This window comes from uncultured Vagococcus sp., assembly GCF_963518325.1.
In the GTDB taxonomy this organism is placed as follows: domain Bacteria; phylum Bacillota; class Bacilli; order Lactobacillales; family Vagococcaceae; genus Vagococcus_D.
This window is the reverse complement of sequence record NZ_CAUQJB010000006.1, coordinates 129255-145609: the sequence shown is the minus strand read 5'-3', so window position 1 is coordinate 145609 and position 16355 is coordinate 129255. Positions and strand designations below refer to the sequence as shown.

Sequence of the window (16355 nt, the reverse complement as noted above, 5' to 3'; positions counted from 1 at the left end):
TGACCTATTCTAGTTCTAAACCACCGGTAGCCAGTTGATAATAAACGCCTTTATTGGCAAGTAAATCATCGTGATCGCCACGTTCAATGATTTCGCCCTGGTCCAATACCATGATAGCATCGGAGTTTTGAATGGTTGATAGTCTGTGAGCAATGACAAAAACCGTTCTACCTTTCATTAATGCGTCCATGCCGTTTTGAACGATACGTTCAGTCCGTGTATCAATACTTGAAGTAGCTTCATCTAGTATCATGACAGGTGGATTGGCAATGGCAGCTCTAGCAATCGCCAACAACTGCCGTTGACCTTGAGATAAACCTTCGCCGTCTCCGGTAATGACTGTATCGTAACCTTTGGGCAGGCGTGAAATAAAGTAGTCGGCATTTGCTAGCTTAGCAGCAACTCTTACATCCTCCTCACTGGCATCTAATTGTCCATAACGAATGTTATCACTGATTGTCCCGGTAAAGAGATGGGTATCTTGCAAGACAATCCCTAGAGAGCGTCTCAGGGACTCTTTTTTTATTTTTTGAATGTTAATGCCATCATAACGAATTTTTCCATCGATAATATCGTAAAAACGATTGATTAAATTCGTGATGGTTGTTTTACCTGCGCCAGTAGCGCCAACGAAGGCAAGCTTTTCACCTGGCTTGGCAAACAGGGAGATATCATGTAACACCACTTTTTCTGAATTGTAACCAAAATCAACGTGTTCAAAGCGAACATCACCTGTTAAAGGGGTGTAGGTAATGGTTCCGTCTTTGTGGGGGTGTTTCCATGCCCACTGGCCTGTTTTCTCTGGACATTCTATCGGTTGTCCATTTTCATATTTGACATTTACCAAAGTGACATAGCCATCGTCAACTTCAGGCTGTTCATCCATTAAGATAAAGATTCGCTCAGCACCTGCCAATGCCATAATAACAAAGTTAATTTGCTGGGAAATCTGACTGACGGGCATATTGAGAGAACGACTTAACTGTAAGAAAGAGGCAATGGCCCCAATTGTTAGAACGGCAACACCGTTAATGCTAAGTAAACCACCGACAATCGCAATTAAAACATACTGGATGTTTAAGAGGTTCATCATAACGGGCATTAAAATATTGGCGTATTTATTAGCTTCAGTTGCACTAGCGGCTAGTTCTTCATTTAGTTGGTCGAACTGTTGGATGGTTTCTGTTTCGTGGTTAAATATTTTAATGACTTTTTGACCGTGCATCATCTCTTCAATAAAACCATTTAGCTTACCTAACGATTTTTGTTGACGGCCAAAATACTTTCCACTTAAGCTACTGATTTTTCGAATGGTTAAGACCATTATACCGACAGATAAAATAACAAAGAGGGTCAATGGAACACTGACTGAGAACATCGCCACAAATACACTGACAAAAGTGACCACAGCTTGTAGCAGTTGGGGAGCACTTTGGGAGAGCATCTGTCTTAAGGTGTCGATGTCATTAGTATAATGACTCATCACGTCTCCATGAGGATGTGTATCAAAATAACCGATAGGCAAAGTTTCCATGTGAGTAAACAAGTCATCTCTGATTGTTTTTTGGACACCTTGAGAGACGTTGACCATTAACTGATTAAAGATGATAGTTGCTAGAACACCGATGCCATAGATAATCGCCATAGTAATCACGGCGGTTAGTAACCCGGAGAAATTTTTGTTGCCACTTGCTAGCATAGGGGTGACATGTTCATCAATCACGACTTGCAAGAAGAGCGAGCCTTTAACAGAAGCAAAGGCGCTGATAATAATACAAACGATAACAACCCCTAATTGGATAGGGTAGCCTGTGACTAAATAGGTCAGGAGTCGTTTTAAGGCTTTAAGGGGACGAGCTTGACGGTCTGTACCTTTTACTTGAAGTTTACTCATTGGCTTCACCAAATCCTTTCACTTGAGATTGATTGACTTCTTGATAAATTTTGTTAGTGGCCAGCAATTCTTCATGAGTGCCAATCCCGTTAATTTCACCATTTTCCATGACGATAATTTGGTCGGCCTTTTCGATAGAAGAGACTCGCTGAGCGATAATGAATTTAGTTGTGTTTGGAATAGTCTCCAAGAAGGCTTGTTGAATCAGCCCATCTGTTTTTGTGTCAACTGCACTGGTTGAATCATCTAAAATCAGTATTTTGGGATTTTTCAGTAAGGCTCTGGCAATCGTCAAACGCTGTTTTTGGCCACCAGAAACGTTTGTTCCTCCTTGTTCAATATAGGTATCATAGCCTTTTGGTAGTTTATGAATAAACTCATCTGCTTGGGCCAAACGGCAGGCTTCATAAAGCTCTTGATCAGTTGCATCAGGATTTCCCCATCGAAGGTTTTCTTTAATGGTTCCTGAGAAAAGCACATTGTTTTGCAAAACCATAGCGACAGCATCTCGCAAAGCAGCAATATCGTAGTTGCGGACATCTAAACCACCAACTTGGACACTGCCTTTAGTCACGTCGTAGAGCCGCGGAATCAATTGTACGAGAGTTGTTTTACCACTTCCTGTTCCGCCAATAACACCAACAGTCTGGCCAGATTCAATGCGGAAGCTGCTTTTCCTCAAGACTAATTTATCTTCATTATCAGAATAGCTAAAATCAACTTCTTTGAATTCGACAGAGCCATCACGAATTTCTGTAATAGGCTTGCTGGGATTTGTTAAATCACTCTCCTCGTTAATAACTGCCACAATTCGCTCAGCAGAAGGGCGCGAAATGATCAGCATAACGAAGACCATAGACATCATGTTTAGTGAATTTAAGATTTGCATGACGTACATAAACATACTCATTAATTCACCCGTTGACATGGAGTTGCTAACAATTAACTGCGCCCCGATCCAAGAAATTAATAACATGCACGTGTACATGGTGAATTGCATCAAAGGACCGTTAAAGGCCACAATTCGTTCAGCTTTAGAAAATGTTTTGTAAATTAACTGTGAGACAGTTTTGAATTTTGTTACTTCATGCTCTTCACGGACATAAGATTTAACAACGCGAATACCTTGCAGGTTTTCTTGAACCACTTGATTTAAGCGATCATAAATCTTGAAGACTTTTTCAAAAGTTGGATGAGCAAATTTTACAATCAACGCTAATCCAATGCCAAGAAAAGGAATGGCATAAAGGAAAATCATTGCCAGTTCGCGATTAACTTGAAAGGCCATGAATAATGAAAAAATAAACATCAAGGGACTTCTTACTAAAATTCGGATAATCATTTGAAAGGAATTTTGGACGTTACTAACATCGGTTGTCAAGCGAGTCACCAGACTCGAAGTTGAAAAGCGGTCGATGTTGGCAAATGAAAATTCTTGAATGTTACCAAACATTTTTCGGCGTAAGTTTTTGGCAAAACCGGCTGATGCAATGGCACCGTATCGACCCGACAACATGCCGAAAAGTAAGGCAAATAGGGCACAAGCGATTAATGCTATACCAATTGTGATAATAGTTCCTTGATTTTTTGCTGAAATTCCTCGGTCAATAATCATTGCCATTAGAACGGGAATAATAATATCCAAAATAACTTCAAGAGTCACAAAAAAAGGCGTCAGCAAGGCGTCTTTTTTATACTCTCCAACACTTTTAGCGAGGGTTTTAATCACTGTTCATCACTCCTTTAGTTGTTTTTTCTTCCCTACAACCGATATTAAGGTAAATCTGGTCCATAACTGCATAAAAGGTCTTTAAATCGTGTAGGCTGACCCCTTCAATTAAGTGTTTATCAATGGTATCAAGTTCTCGACGGCGGTCTTTAAAGACTGCCTGACCTTCAGTTGTTAAGATGATTTCTTTTAAGCGGGCGTCTTGTTTACTGGTTTGACGGTCTATTAGTTTATTTTTTTCTAAAACTTGTAGAATACCAGTGGCTGTTGAGCGTCTGATATTAAACTCACTTTCTAAATCCCGCTGGAAAACTGAAGTAGTGGCTGAAAATCGTCCGATATAGTCCATGAATAAAAATTGAATCATCGTGTATTGCTCTGTATTATCTGAATTGATATGGGAGCTGACATAGCGATTAATTTCATTTGACAAAGCTTTAATGGCCTTGCCAATTTTTATTTGAGTCATGTGTGTCCTCCTTTCATTGTTAAGGTATGAAACGTCCTTTTTAGTTACTTATAAAATGGATGACTGGATCTGAGATAATGTTAAAGCCATAACCAGAATTTTTAAGGGTGAAGGGAATATTGTTAGCTACCTAACAATATCTATTCTCCGTAATTTTCATGAAAATGTCAAGTAATTATGTGAGAATTGTTTTATAATAAGAGAAAGATTAAAAAATACTCATTTAATTAGTGAGAGGGGAATGGCAATGAAGATTCGTAAAGGACTAAGTAACGAGGTAAAACAATTTGAAGCTATCTTAATAGAGGCAGCTACGCGCATTAAAGAAACAGGGTCAAGTCAGTGGGGCCACATCCTTAATGGTGAGGAGAGCGACATAGTGGCAGCTCGTATAGAACAAGGGGAAGCTTATTTTTATGAAGAGGAGCGTGATGGGCAAATTAGCATTGCGGCTGTTTTCTACTTATATGAATCGCCAAATGACTGGGATTATGGTATTTGGCAAGAAGCTGAACAAAGGGGTGTCTATTATTTACATCGGTTATCTTTGGCTGATAGTTACACTGGAAAAGGGATTGCAGAGCAGCTCCTTCGTCAATTACAAGGTGAGCTGCGAGCGGCAGGGAAGCAGGCCATTCGATTGGATTGTATCAAAAGTCAGCCTGTTTTAAATCAGCTATATTTGAGAAGTGGTTTTCAGCTTGTCAAAGAAATACCAGATTTAGAGGCTGGTCCCATTGTAGCGGATTTCAATTTGTATGAGTATACATTGGGCAACTTGAATTAAGGCCTTTTTTGTCCCAAGTTAGCTCTTATATGATAGTATAGAGGTAGCCTTTAGATCGAAATAGGGAGACTAAACTCTTAAGTATAAGGAGGAAAAAAATGATAAAAATAGATGAGTTTGTTGAAAAGTATGGGGTTGAACGCAAAGACACGGATTCTGTTAAGTGGGATAATATGACAGAGAATTTTGGCACAAATGAGTTACTGCCAATGTGGGTGGCTGATATGGAGTTTAAGGTTCCAGAAGCGGTTCAAGAGGCGATGCTGAAGCGAGTTGAGCATGGTGCCTTTGGGTATTCCATCGTTTCTGATTCTTATTATGAGGCTTTTTTTAAATGGCAAGCTGAGCGTTACCAAGTTCACTTGGAAAAAGAATGGATTCGTTTTTCGCCTGGAGTTGTCAGCTCATTCTTTTGGATGGTGAATGCTTTTACAGAGGAGCAAGAGGGCGTCATTGTTTTAGCACCGGTCTATTATCCATTTTACCACTCTATTAATGACACAAATCGCCATTTAGTCACTTCCGGTCTAGTCAATGAGCATGGGCAATTTACGATTGATTATGCTGATTTTGAAGCTAAAATTGTGGAAAATAAAGTGAAATTATTTATTCATTGTTCTCCTCATAATCCGGTCGGTCGCGTTTGGACTGCTGAGGAACAGGCTCGCTTATTTGATATTTGTTTAAAACATGATGTAATTATCGTGTCAGATGAGATTCATCAGGACTTAACTCGCAAAAGTCACCCGCATGTGGCTGCTTTAGCCTTAGAGGAGAAGTATCACAGTCATTTAATCGTCTTAAATGCGCCTTCAAAAACCTTTAATCTGGCTAGCTTATTGCATTCTCACATTATCATTGCTGACAAAGCTTTACGAGAGCGTTATGATGCTTATGCTAATACAACGGTTAAATCAGTGACGAGCTTATTTGGAACTGTCGCCACTGAAGCTGCTTACCGCCAGGGAGCGCAATGGTTGGAAGGGCTAAATAGTGTCATTGAACATAATTTTAATATCCTTAAAGAAATATTTGCTGAAAGGGCGCCTAAGATAATCCTGACAGAAAAAGAAGGGACTTATCTAGCTTGGGTGGATTTACGTGCCTATTTAAGAGCTGAAGAAGTGATTGAGTTCATGCAAGTTAAGTGTGGCGTGGCAGTTGACTACGGCGAGTGGTTTGGCGATGGCTATGAAGGCTTTATCCGAATTAATCTAGGTACCTTGCCGAAGAACGTGACGTATACCGCTACTAAAATTGTAGAAGAACTAGCAAAAAAATAACTAAAAGTCATTTGACAGGTCAGACTGTTAAATGACTTTTTTGCATGTTTTCGATAGTAAGCAGCAAGCAGTACTTGCTTTTAAGTTTCTGAGGTTGTTTAACTGCCTCTTAGACTCAGATAAGCAAGTCGTGGGGAGGTTCAAGCTGTTTTAAGAAAAAGTTAAGAATTTGCTAAGTTAGATTATATAAACTAGGTTTCCTAAGGTGGTTTAATAGAGTTATCAAAGGAAGTCAAAACTTCTGATTTTAAGAAATGAGGAGAGTTTACGATGAGACGAAAAAAGAAACGACCAATTAAAGGCATCTTTGCTTGTTTGGCTTTAATCGCAACAATAACAAGTTTATTATTTTATAAGGAATTGTCCTCGGGAGATTTAGCCAATGAAGGTCGCCAGCTATGGAGTCTAGTATTTGCAGAAAAGACCCGCGGGGATAAAGAGGAAAGTTCATTGCCTGATATTGACAGTAAAAACGGAATTTTGATTAATTTGGATACCGATGTGGTGGTTGGTAGCAAAAAAGCAGATAAAAAGGTCTATCCTGCCTCAATGACCAAAATTATGTCGGCTTATGTTGTGATTCAACACTTAACCGATTTGGATCAAAGGGTTCCTGTCTCTGGAGAAATTGTAGATCAGGCGGTTTCAGAAGGGGCCTCAATGGCTGGTTTTATACGTGACGAAGAAGTACCAGTACTAGAATTACTATATGGGACATTGCTATCTTCAGGAGCAGAAGCGACTGAAGCCTTAGCGATCGAAGTAGCCGGAAGTGAAAAAAACTTTGTTAAGTTAATGAATCAAGAGGCAAAAAAAATAGGCATGTCCCAAACAAATTTCAAAAATGCAACAGGCCTTCATCAGCGCAACCATTATAGTACAGTTGAAGATATGGCACTGTTGTTAAAAACGGCTTTAAAAAATGAGACTTTTTCTGCTATTTTTAATTCAAAGGAACACATTTACAATGGTGGTTATCACCCTGAAGGTCTTTATTTAGCCAGTACTCTTTTTAGTCATTTACCGAAAAATCAGGAGCTGGCAGGCGAGCTAAACGGTGGGAAGACAGGGTATACAGAAGAAGCTGGCCAATGTTTGGCTAGTCTGGCAACAATCAACGGCCAACGGTATATTCTAGTGACAGCTGGCGCCAGTGGTACGCCGATGACGGAAGCGCGTCATATTGAAGATGCCTTCACAGTTTATCGAAGTCTATAAAAAACACCAGATTAGTTGACCTAATCTGGTGTTAAAAAAGTTATGTTTCGTAAGTATGGGCCAAGAGATTACTGTAAACTTCTACATCCAGGCCTTCAATTGTCGCTAAATGGGAGTAAAAGTATTGTAAAATATCCGTCTCAACAATATTTTTAATAAACGTTATGGTCAACCGATCGTTACAAGATATTAAACCGCAAGCAACTGGGCTTTTCTGTGTAGGATAAGCAGCTATTTCCATATGTTTAATGTATTGAAACATTTCACTTGGTAAATCCACACGCCCCAAATTGGTCAAAGTAATGGTTTTTTTGCTCTCACTTAAGTGGTCAAAGCCAAGGCGAACAAAATAGTTTTTAACAAAGAGTGGGACGAATTTTGACGCGACATTGCGCTCAAAATTAACGTTGTTGTTGATTGAAGATTGAAGATAGGTTTTATTGGTTTTTTGAATCAGCATTTCTTGAATTAAGGGGACGAGCTTTTCCATGGTCATTTCTTCATCCATATACGCCCCAACATTAATCACATTAAAAAAATTTCGCAGAGTCTTTGATGGGAACGAGTTTCGCAAGTTCACAGGAACAGCAATTACGATTGGTTTTGCTGCGTCTCGTTGATGACTGCGTGTTTGATAAATGGAATAAATCAACAAGGAAGCCAAGTAAGACGTAATCGAACCACCATATTTTTTGGCTACTTGATTCATCGCTTGGCTATCAACCACGCCATGGACTAGGCTGTTGTCACCGTCGCCATAGGAAACACCCCGAATATGAAAGGATCGTGGATTGCGGGTGCTCTCTGAATAGATAGGGGTATAGTGTTTACTGAAACTGTCCTCTACCTCCTCTTGGGGAGAAGGTTCTTCACCTAGTTTAACTTTCCCTTCATGGGGGAAGTCGTGGCCAGAACACTTGAAGTAATAATAGAGCAAACTTTTAAAAAATTCTATGGCACCACTGCCATCAGTCAGGGCATGAAACATTTCTAGAGAGAGTCGGTGGCCGCTGTATAAGACACGGAGCATATAACCGCCATCTCTGGCAGAGTCGATTTGACCGCAGGGTGGATTTGTTTCTTGTTGAATGACCAAGCTGTGTTTGTTGGCGTCCAAGTAGTTCCAAAAAATTCCTTTTCGCAAACGAACAGAAAACATTGGAAATCGTGGCATTACGATATCTACAGCTTGCTGCAAGGCGATGGGGTCAATCTCATCATAAAGGATGGCCGCAAAGCGGAAGACTGATGAATTTTTGTTGCCAGTCACGGAAGGGAATACTTTTGCTGCATTGTCTAAACGATACCATTTGTACATGGTGACCTCCTATGTAATCGGTAAGAACTGTTATAGTTTTAGTTAATCAAGATTGGGCTGAATCTCACTCCAATCATTAAGACTCAGACCTTTTTTAAAAGTGGAATCTTTTTTGTAATTCATAAAGCAGGCGCTTGCCTGAGAAGATAAAGAGTCCCAGAATAGTCAAACCTCCGTAAATAAGGGAGATAATACTTGGCCATAAGACGTTTCCTCCTTTGATAAAAAAGAGGAGCAAGGGAATGATATTGATACTGACAATTAGCAGGATATAGCCGATGTCATCTCGCCACATTGATTTATTTCTGACCGACCAGATAGTCATAATCAGACCAGTTAATATACCTAAAAAGGGAATGGCATAATTTAAAGACCAACGACCAAAGTCTGTGCTCAAATCTATGATGACTAAAACTAAGGAAAGAAAAAAATAATTTTTCCATAGAGTTTTGCCAATCAGGTTTATATTGAATTTTTGATATAAATCTTTTCCGACAAACCAAATATAAAAACTAGCCATTGACACGATAGGCGCCCAGGTAACAGGTTTAATATCCCATGTGAAGGCATTGATGGCAAAGGAAAAAGTAATGATAATAATCGTAATGAAAAGCCAGATTTTGACTTGTAATTTTTTGTTGTTTTTTGTTTCCGGGTAACGTGGGTAACTCGTTAGGGAGGGTTCTGTTTTTTCGTTGATAATAGCGTGACAGAGGGGACACTGACTGTGGTCAGAACTTACGTCCACTTGGCATCTTAAACAGGTTGTCATAATCTTATCCCAACTTTCTTATTTTCTCGTGATCAATAAACACGTTATTGCTATTTTAGCACATTTTATCATGAAACGTTTAAAATTTATCAATAAGTGACTCAAATTCTTGGCTAGTGGTTTTCTATCTAAGAGATATCAGGTAAGATAGAGGAAGGTAGCAGTCGAATATACAGATGGAGGTTAATATGAAAAAAATATTAGTCGTAGATGATGAACAAGCAATTGCCGATCTGGTTGAGCTGTATCTGAAAAATGAAGGTTACGAGGTCGTCACATTTTATTCGGGACAAGATACACTGGATTATTTAAATCAGCATCAAGTTGACTTGGCTATTTTGGATATTATGTTGCCAGATGTTGATGGTTTTGTCATCAGTCAAAAGATTCGCGAAAATGCTCATTTCCCCATTATTATGTTAACTGCCAAGGATCAGGAATTAGATAAAATAACTGGATTAACCTTGGGTGCTGATGATTATGTCACGAAACCTTTTCAACCGTTGGAGTTGGTAGCGAGAGTTAAGGCACAACTACGGCGTTACACCATGTACAATGAGGGGCAAAGTAAGGAAGTGGACCAAACAGCCGATCAAGTGATCTACCATAAGAGTCTAGTCGTTAATAAAACTACCTATGAGGTAACTGTCAATCAAAAACCTGTTGAACTAACACCGACAGAATTCAAGATTTTGTGGGTATTGTTGGAGCATGTGGGTAAGGTTCTTAGAACGGAGGAACTGTTTCACTTAGTTTGGGAAGAAAAATATTTTGAGAGTTCGAATAACACTGTAATGGTTCATATACGCCATCTTCGGGCTAAAATTGAAGGTCCGAATGCCAATCAGAAATACATTAAAACTGTATGGGGAGTGGGATATAAAATTGACTCTTAAAAAAAATGATTACAGTTTGTTTAAACGAAAGATTTTAAGGCGAATTTCGCTGATTATTTTAGTAACTGGGATCCTGTTATTTATTTTACAATCACTAGCGCGAGGTGTGGCAGGGAATTGGGTTGTCGCTGTTTTGGTGGAACATTTCAATTTTACTCAAGAAATGGCTTTTTACGTTCACGATAATTTAATCCGCCGTAACTTAACGATTATTATGATCGTTGTGGCGATTGGCGCTATAGTGATTATATTCCGTATTTATACAAATTTTGTGACAAATTATTTTGATGAAATTGCTAATGGCATGGATAAACTAATCGAAGAAACCGAAGGCTCGATTGAATTGTCTTTAGAGATGAAGAGTATTGAGTCGAAAATGAATCAAGTTAATCAAATTATTAAAAAGCGAGAGCGGGATGCCAAAGAAGCCGAACAACGAAAAAATGATTTAGTGGTTTATCTGGCTCATGATATTCGAACACCTTTAACTTCCATTGTCGGTTATTTAAATCTCTTGCAGGAGACCTCAGAGAGCTTACCTCAGGAACAACAGGCTAAATATGTCCAGTTAACTTTGGATAAATCTTATCGATTAGAAGGGTTGATTAATGAGTTTTTTGACATTACACGTTTTAATTTACAAGAAATTGTATTAAGTAAACAACCAATTGACCTGAGATTGCTGGCAGAACAGGCTGCAGATGAATTTTATATCAATGGTCAGGCTCGTGGACAGGAAATTGTAATTGATGGTATGACGCGCTTGGTTGTATCGGCTGATCCAGATAAATTAGGTCGTGTGTTCACCAATCTGATGAAAAATGCGTTGGCCTATAGTTTTGAGCAAACCCCAATTGAAATAACGATTGCTCGAACGGAATCTGACGCGATTATTCGCTTTAAGAATCAGGGGCCGGACATTCCAGAGGAGATGCAAGGGGCTGTCTTTGATAAGTTTTACCGAATAGATAACTCCCGTTCTAGCCAAACTGGAGGATCAGGGTTAGGTCTATCGATTTCAAAGGAAATCGTCTTGGCTCATAAAGGAGACATACAATTGAGGAGTAAGGATAATCAGACGCTGTTTGAGATTCATTTGCCCATTGATTAACTACTTGCTTTTAGTTCATCCTCTTGGTAAACTTATCTTATTAAATGTAGCCAGTTGTGTTAACGGCTATTAAAGAAGGAGGATTAGTAAATGATGGCATCGATGAGATTGAGACTTAACCCTTTGAATAAGTAACTGCATATATTCAAAGGTCTTGTTTTATTTGACAAAACGAGGAGTCCAGCCATTTTTCTAATCCAAGTCTGTATTTCTGCTCAAGAAATACGTGGACATAGTCTATTTGACTATGTTGCTGAAACTTTTTACAGTAATGTCTAAGGTTTATTTACATTACGCTTAAGTTGCTAGTCGCAACTTATTATTGTCTTTTAAGGGATAGCCTTGCTATCTCTCTTTTTGTCGTTTTTTTTGAAAGTAACGGGCTAGTAAATGAAAAAGGGGCGTTCTCTTTTGTCAGTTAGCATGACCTCAAAAGAAAGAGGAAAAAACATGCAAAAATTATCGGTAGAACTAACTCATATTGATTTATCTTTAGGAAATAAACAAGTTTTGGCTATTCCGCAACTGTCGATCTATCAATGGGATAGAATTGGGATTGTCGGTGGCAACGGACAAGGGAAATCAACTTTGTTAAATCTGTTAGGCGGAAACTTGGAGCCTGACAAGGGGAAGGTTGAGATTAAAACTAATTTCGGCTTTTTCCAGCAAGTTGCGGAGCCAGAAGGGGACCCAAGTGATTATGAACTATTAAGTAAGTTAAAGGTACCTAAGCGTTCTAATGATGGGCTTAGCGGGGGCGAACTGACACGCATGAAGTTAGCCCAGGTGCTGTCAACCTGCCATGAAGGTCTCTTACTAGATGAACCAACCACTCATCTGGATCAGGAAGGGGTTAACTTTTTAGTGAATGAACTTTCTTACTACTACGGAACACTAGTCATAGTCAGCCACGATCGTTATTTTCTCGATCGTGCTGTTACGAAGATCTGGGAAGTGTCAGAGGGACATGTAACTGAATATCAAGGGAATTATACAGATTATCAACAACAGAAGGACGGAGCGCAACAGACGGCTTTAAACGTCTTAAACAACTCTCAAAAAGAAAAAAGGCGACTGGAACTTGCAATAGCCGGCAAAAAAGCCAGGGCAGAGAAAATGTCAAAAGTCAGCCAAAAACAAAAAAAACGCCAGATTAAGCCAAGTCGTTTAGGTGGATCGAAGCAAAAAGACACTGCACTTAAGGGGGTTCAAAAAGCAGCTAAGGGAATTGAAAAGCGTTTGAGCCAGTTGTCAATCGGGCCAGTCATCCCAAGTGAGAAAGTTATTACTTTTCAACAAACCAAGCAAACAGAAATCCATAATAAGTATCCGATTATCGGAGAATCTGTCACCTTAATTAAAGGAGAGCGTCTGTTACTTAACGAAACGAATTTTCAATTTTCTTTAGGTGAAGTCATCGCACTTCAGGGTCCTAATGGTTGTGGAAAATCTAGTTTACTGGCACATATATTAGCTAGAGGGCCAGGTATGACAATCTCTCCAAAAGTTAACTTTGGTACTTTCGAACAACAGGCTTATCAAATTAAGGATTCACAGAACCTAGTGAATTATCTTTTGAAGGTAACTGATGACTCTGAGTCGATTGTTAGGTCTGTGCTTCATCAATTAGGGTTTACCCAAGGCGATTTGTTAAAAAAGGTTTATCAGTTAAGTGGCGGTGAAAAAACGCGTTTAATACTAGGCCGCTTGTTTTTACAGGAAAGTAACGTGTTAGTTTTGGACGAGCCCACTAATTTTATTGATTTAAGCTCTAGATTAGCCTTGGAATCGTTTATTAAGAACTATCCTGGTACGATTTTATTAACCTCTCATGATCGTTATTTTGTAGAATCGGTTGCCACTCAAATTTGGGTTTTTAGAGACCAAAGTTTAATCTTGGCGTAAGATGGGATTCATTTCGCTCTTAGGTAAGTATAGGGTATAATAAAGAGATAGCAGTATGAATTTAAACGGAAATGGTGAGGAATAGTGACAATATTAAAAAATGTGCAGTATAGCTTTAAGCGGGTAATCGAGACCTGGCCTGATTATTTTAGGAGTATGTTAATTCTGCAATTTATGCGTGTTGTCATAGTACTTCCCTTGTTATCTTATTTATTTTATAAGATGCTGAGTCGAGCTAAAATTGTTGGTGTCACAAATGAAAATTTTTCAGCTCTCTTTAGTCATCCCATGGCCTTACTAATCGGCCTGGGGCTCTTACTTTTATTTGTTTTCTTTATTTTTTACGAGTTGGGTTTTTATTTCTTACTGGCCCACAATCAAGCAACAGGTCAGTCGATTGCGTTTTGGGATATTGTGAAAGGCTTGAATCGTAAAGTCCGTTTTTTCTTAAGTTTGAATTCTTTATTACTTGTGGGGTATTTTCTTTTGATTATGCCGATTGTTTCGTTGGGGATCAATGCTGAATTAACTTCCATGATTAAAATACCCGATTTTATTGTAGATGAACTGTCCATGACTCCTTCGGGGTTTGCCTTATATTTGAGCGTAATCGTCGTCTTGTCTTATGTCGCTTTGCGTTTGCTGTATATGATCTATTTTTTTGTAACAGATAAAAATACGACTATTTGGCAGGCGATTCGTAAGAGTTGGAACTTTTCAAAAGGACGTTCTCTTAGTAATCTGATTCTTCTCGGCTTATTAGTTGGTGGTTACGGGCTGCTTTTCGGGGGGATTATGTTTGTTTTTTTTCTTCCGCTGGTAATTGCGGATGCTTATTTACCCGTTATCGCACCTGTTATTGCTGGTTTAACCATCACCATTGTGGAAATTTTTCTGTTTCTCTTCGGTGGCTTAATCCAACCCTTAGTGGCTAATGGCATTGTTGGCACAACGAGGGAAGGGCAACCCTTTTTAAAGGAAGTTCCCAGCTTTAAATTCAACCCCAGATTATGGGCTAAAACCTATCCTAAATGGCGAAATATCTTAATTATTGGTTTAATCGGTTTCGTTGGTTTTAATATTTGGTCGGCAGTTGGTGTGGTTTACGCCCCACAAACGGAGATTGTTGCTCACCGTGGGTTTACGGAAAAAGGCGTTGAAAATACAATTGGTTCCCTTAAAGCCGCTGCTAAAGTCCATGCGGATGTGGTTGAAATGGATATCCAAGAAACTAGAGACGGCAAATTTGTGGTGATGCACGATTACAATCTCAAGCGTCTAGCTGGTGTGAATGAAGAGGTTCGCAACTTGACCTTAGCAGAGTTGGAACAATTAACAGTCAAACAAGGCGGTTATCAGGATCGGATTCCTAGCTTAAGTGATTACATTGATGTAGCCAAAAAGGAACGAATCAAATTATTGATAGAGGTAAAACCTCATGGCTACGAATCGAAAGAGATGGCTCAAAATCTGGTTAATTTATTACAAGAGAAACATGTGACAACTGAATTTTACGTTCAATCATTGGACATTAAGATTTTGAATGAAATCAAGAGAATCGAACCGATAATCCAAACCGCTTATGTGATTCCGTTGAATCTAGGCAGTTTACCAGAGACTATCCATAATTTTTATGTTCTGGAAGAATTTTCTGTGACGGAAAGTTTGTTAGATCAGGCAGCTGAAATGAATAAAGAAATATTTGTTTGGACAGTTAACAAGGAGGAGTTACTGCGTAAATACTTACGCCTAGACGTAGATGGCATTATTACTAATCATCCTGATTTAGCGATTAAATTGCGTGATAGTCAGGATGAAACCCGGACTTTCCTTAACAGAGTAGAGTATTTATTGGAAGATTAACACAAAAAAAGTTGACGAGGGAAATGTCCCTTGTCAACTTTTTTAGGAGCGATTAGCGTAAGATTGCCAGTCTATACGGCGAGCTTCACACCAACCTTTAATGGGTTCCCGTAAGATAATATCTGTTTGTTGTAAATCTGCGACTTTCTTTGTCCCTAACAGGGTCATCAGGGTTTTGAGAGTCTGACGCCATTGTTCAACTTCGGCAATGGTTTTTTCAACACCTTCAGTTTGTATTAAATGTAGGAAATGCCCTGAAAGTCCACAAGCTCTGGCTCCAATTGATAGAGCTTTAACCATATCAAGGGGTGTTTTAATCCCGCCGGAGGCTAGGATTTCGACTTTATTCTGGTATTCTGCAGATTCAATCAGTGAAACAGCTGTTGATTGTCCCCAGTTCTCAGCGAATGAGAATTCTTGTTTGGATCGGCGAGAATTTTCAATCGCAACAAAATTCGTGCCGCCGCGACCACTAACATCTATGGTTTTAACGCCAATTGCTATTAGCTGTTGAATAGTTTTACGGCTCATGCCAAAGCCAACTTCCTTGACGATAACTGGCACTCCAACTTCAGTAACCATCTTTTCAATCTGGTTCAGCCAGTTTGTGAAAGAACGTTCGCCTTCACCGTTAGGCATTACCAGTTCTTGGGGAGCATTAACATGGAGCTGAAGGGCATCAGCTTGTAGAATGTCCACAGCTCGTTTGCCATTTTCCGCTGAATGTTCCGCTCCTAGGTTAGCAAAGATGATCCCATTGGGGTTTGTTCGTCGAATGACTGAAAAGCTTTCGGCTACTTCGGGATGTTTAATCGCCGCACTGACCGAACCAGAGGCCATAGCCAAGCCGGTTTCCTTTGCTACTAAGGCTAAATAACGGTTAATAGTGGCTGTTTTGTCGCTACCACCGGTCATTCCGTTAATATAAAAGGGCAGTTCTAAGTTAAATCCTGCAAATTGGGTGCTTAAATCAACGTCAGCAACATCCATATTTGGAAAGGAGTGATGAACAAAGGTCATGGCTTCGAAATCCGTTAGAGGATGACTTCCATAGAGCTTTTCTGCAAGTTCAACGTGTTCGTCTTTGCGATTTTGGTGAATTGACATAAG

The 16355-nt window shown here is 39.3% G+C and carries 13 protein-coding genes; 7 read left to right on the top strand and 6 right to left on the bottom strand.

Going from position 1 to position 16355, the window contains the following annotated elements; genetic code table 11:
• Positions 1-4: 4 nt before the first annotated feature.
• The 3 genes from RWN13_RS07855 to RWN13_RS07845 are packed head-to-tail and all read right to left on the bottom strand — an operon-like array spanning position 5 to position 4092.
• Entirely contained in the window at positions 5-1894 is a 1890-nt protein-coding gene (locus RWN13_RS07855) for an ABC transporter ATP-binding protein (RefSeq protein WP_314061933.1), read from the bottom strand.
• On the bottom strand, positions 1887-3623 hold the full coding sequence (locus RWN13_RS07850) for an ABC transporter ATP-binding protein (RefSeq protein ID WP_314061931.1): 1737 nt from the start codon (positions 3621-3623) through the stop codon (positions 1887-1889). The genes RWN13_RS07855 and RWN13_RS07850 overlap by 8 nt, the downstream gene beginning before the upstream one ends.
• Positions 3616-4092, bottom strand: a complete 477-nt coding sequence (locus tag RWN13_RS07845; protein ID WP_314061929.1) for a MarR family transcriptional regulator — start codon at positions 4090-4092, stop codon at positions 3616-3618. Before RWN13_RS07845 ends, RWN13_RS07850 begins: the two co-directional genes overlap by 8 nt.
• A gap of 247 nt (positions 4093-4339) precedes the next feature.
• On the opposite strand from RWN13_RS07845, the gene RWN13_RS07840 reads away from it, so the two are divergent.
• The 3 genes from RWN13_RS07840 to RWN13_RS07830 all read left to right on the top strand — a co-directional run bounded on the left by RWN13_RS07840 (position 4340) and on the right by RWN13_RS07830 (position 7380).
• Positions 4340-4879: a GNAT family N-acetyltransferase gene (locus RWN13_RS07840; RefSeq protein WP_314061927.1), complete on the top strand. Its 540-nt coding sequence runs from the start codon at positions 4340-4342 to the stop codon at positions 4877-4879.
• A 98-nt stretch (positions 4880-4977) separates the two neighbouring features.
• Positions 4978-6162, top strand: a complete 1185-nt coding sequence (locus RWN13_RS07835; RefSeq protein WP_314061926.1) for a MalY/PatB family protein — start codon at positions 4978-4980, stop codon at positions 6160-6162.
• A 270-nt stretch (positions 6163-6432) separates the two neighbouring features.
• Complete coding sequence (locus RWN13_RS07830) at positions 6433-7380, top strand: serine hydrolase (protein ID WP_314061925.1); 948 nt, start codon at positions 6433-6435, stop codon at positions 7378-7380.
• A gap of 40 nt (positions 7381-7420) precedes the next feature.
• On the opposite strand, the gene RWN13_RS07825 is transcribed toward RWN13_RS07830, so the two are convergent.
• On the bottom strand, positions 7421-8698 hold the full coding sequence (locus RWN13_RS07825; RefSeq protein ID WP_314061924.1) for a hypothetical protein: 1278 nt from the start codon (positions 8696-8698) through the stop codon (positions 7421-7423).
• 94 nt (positions 8699-8792) lie between these two features.
• Positions 8793-9470, bottom strand: a complete 678-nt coding sequence (locus RWN13_RS07820; protein ID WP_314061923.1) for a DUF6320 domain-containing protein — start codon at positions 9468-9470, stop codon at positions 8793-8795.
• Positions 9471-9658: 188 nt separating this feature from the next.
• Here RWN13_RS07820 and vanR point away from each other — a divergent pair, with 188 nt between their 5' ends.
• The 4 genes from vanR to RWN13_RS07800 all read left to right on the top strand — a co-directional run bounded on the left by vanR (position 9659) and on the right by RWN13_RS07800 (position 15245).
• Positions 9659-10366 carry a VanR-ABDEGLN family response regulator transcription factor gene (vanR, locus tag RWN13_RS07815; RefSeq protein ID WP_314061922.1) on the top strand — a complete coding sequence of 236 codons (708 nt, stop codon included), beginning with the start codon at positions 9659-9661 and terminating at the stop codon, positions 10364-10366.
• Complete coding sequence (locus tag RWN13_RS07810) at positions 10308-11477, top strand: HAMP domain-containing sensor histidine kinase (protein ID WP_314061921.1); 1170 nt, start codon at positions 10308-10310, stop codon at positions 11475-11477. The genes vanR and RWN13_RS07810 overlap by 59 nt, the downstream gene beginning before the upstream one ends.
• A 450-nt stretch (positions 11478-11927) precedes the next feature.
• Complete coding sequence (gene abc-f, locus RWN13_RS07805) at positions 11928-13382, top strand: ribosomal protection-like ABC-F family protein (protein WP_314061920.1); 1455 nt, start codon at positions 11928-11930, stop codon at positions 13380-13382.
• 84 nt (positions 13383-13466) lie between these two features.
• On the top strand, positions 13467-15245 hold the full coding sequence (locus RWN13_RS07800) for a glycerophosphodiester phosphodiesterase (RefSeq protein WP_314061919.1): 1779 nt from the start codon (positions 13467-13469) through the stop codon (positions 15243-15245).
• A 42-nt stretch (positions 15246-15287) separates the two neighbouring features.
• On the opposite strand, the gene fni is transcribed toward RWN13_RS07800, so the two are convergent.
• The gene (fni, locus tag RWN13_RS07795; RefSeq protein WP_314061918.1) at positions 15288-16352 is read right to left on the bottom strand and encodes a type 2 isopentenyl-diphosphate Delta-isomerase; all 1065 of its coding nucleotides are present in this window, start codon (positions 16350-16352) and stop codon (positions 15288-15290) included.
• Between the last annotated feature and the right edge of the window lie 3 nt (positions 16353-16355).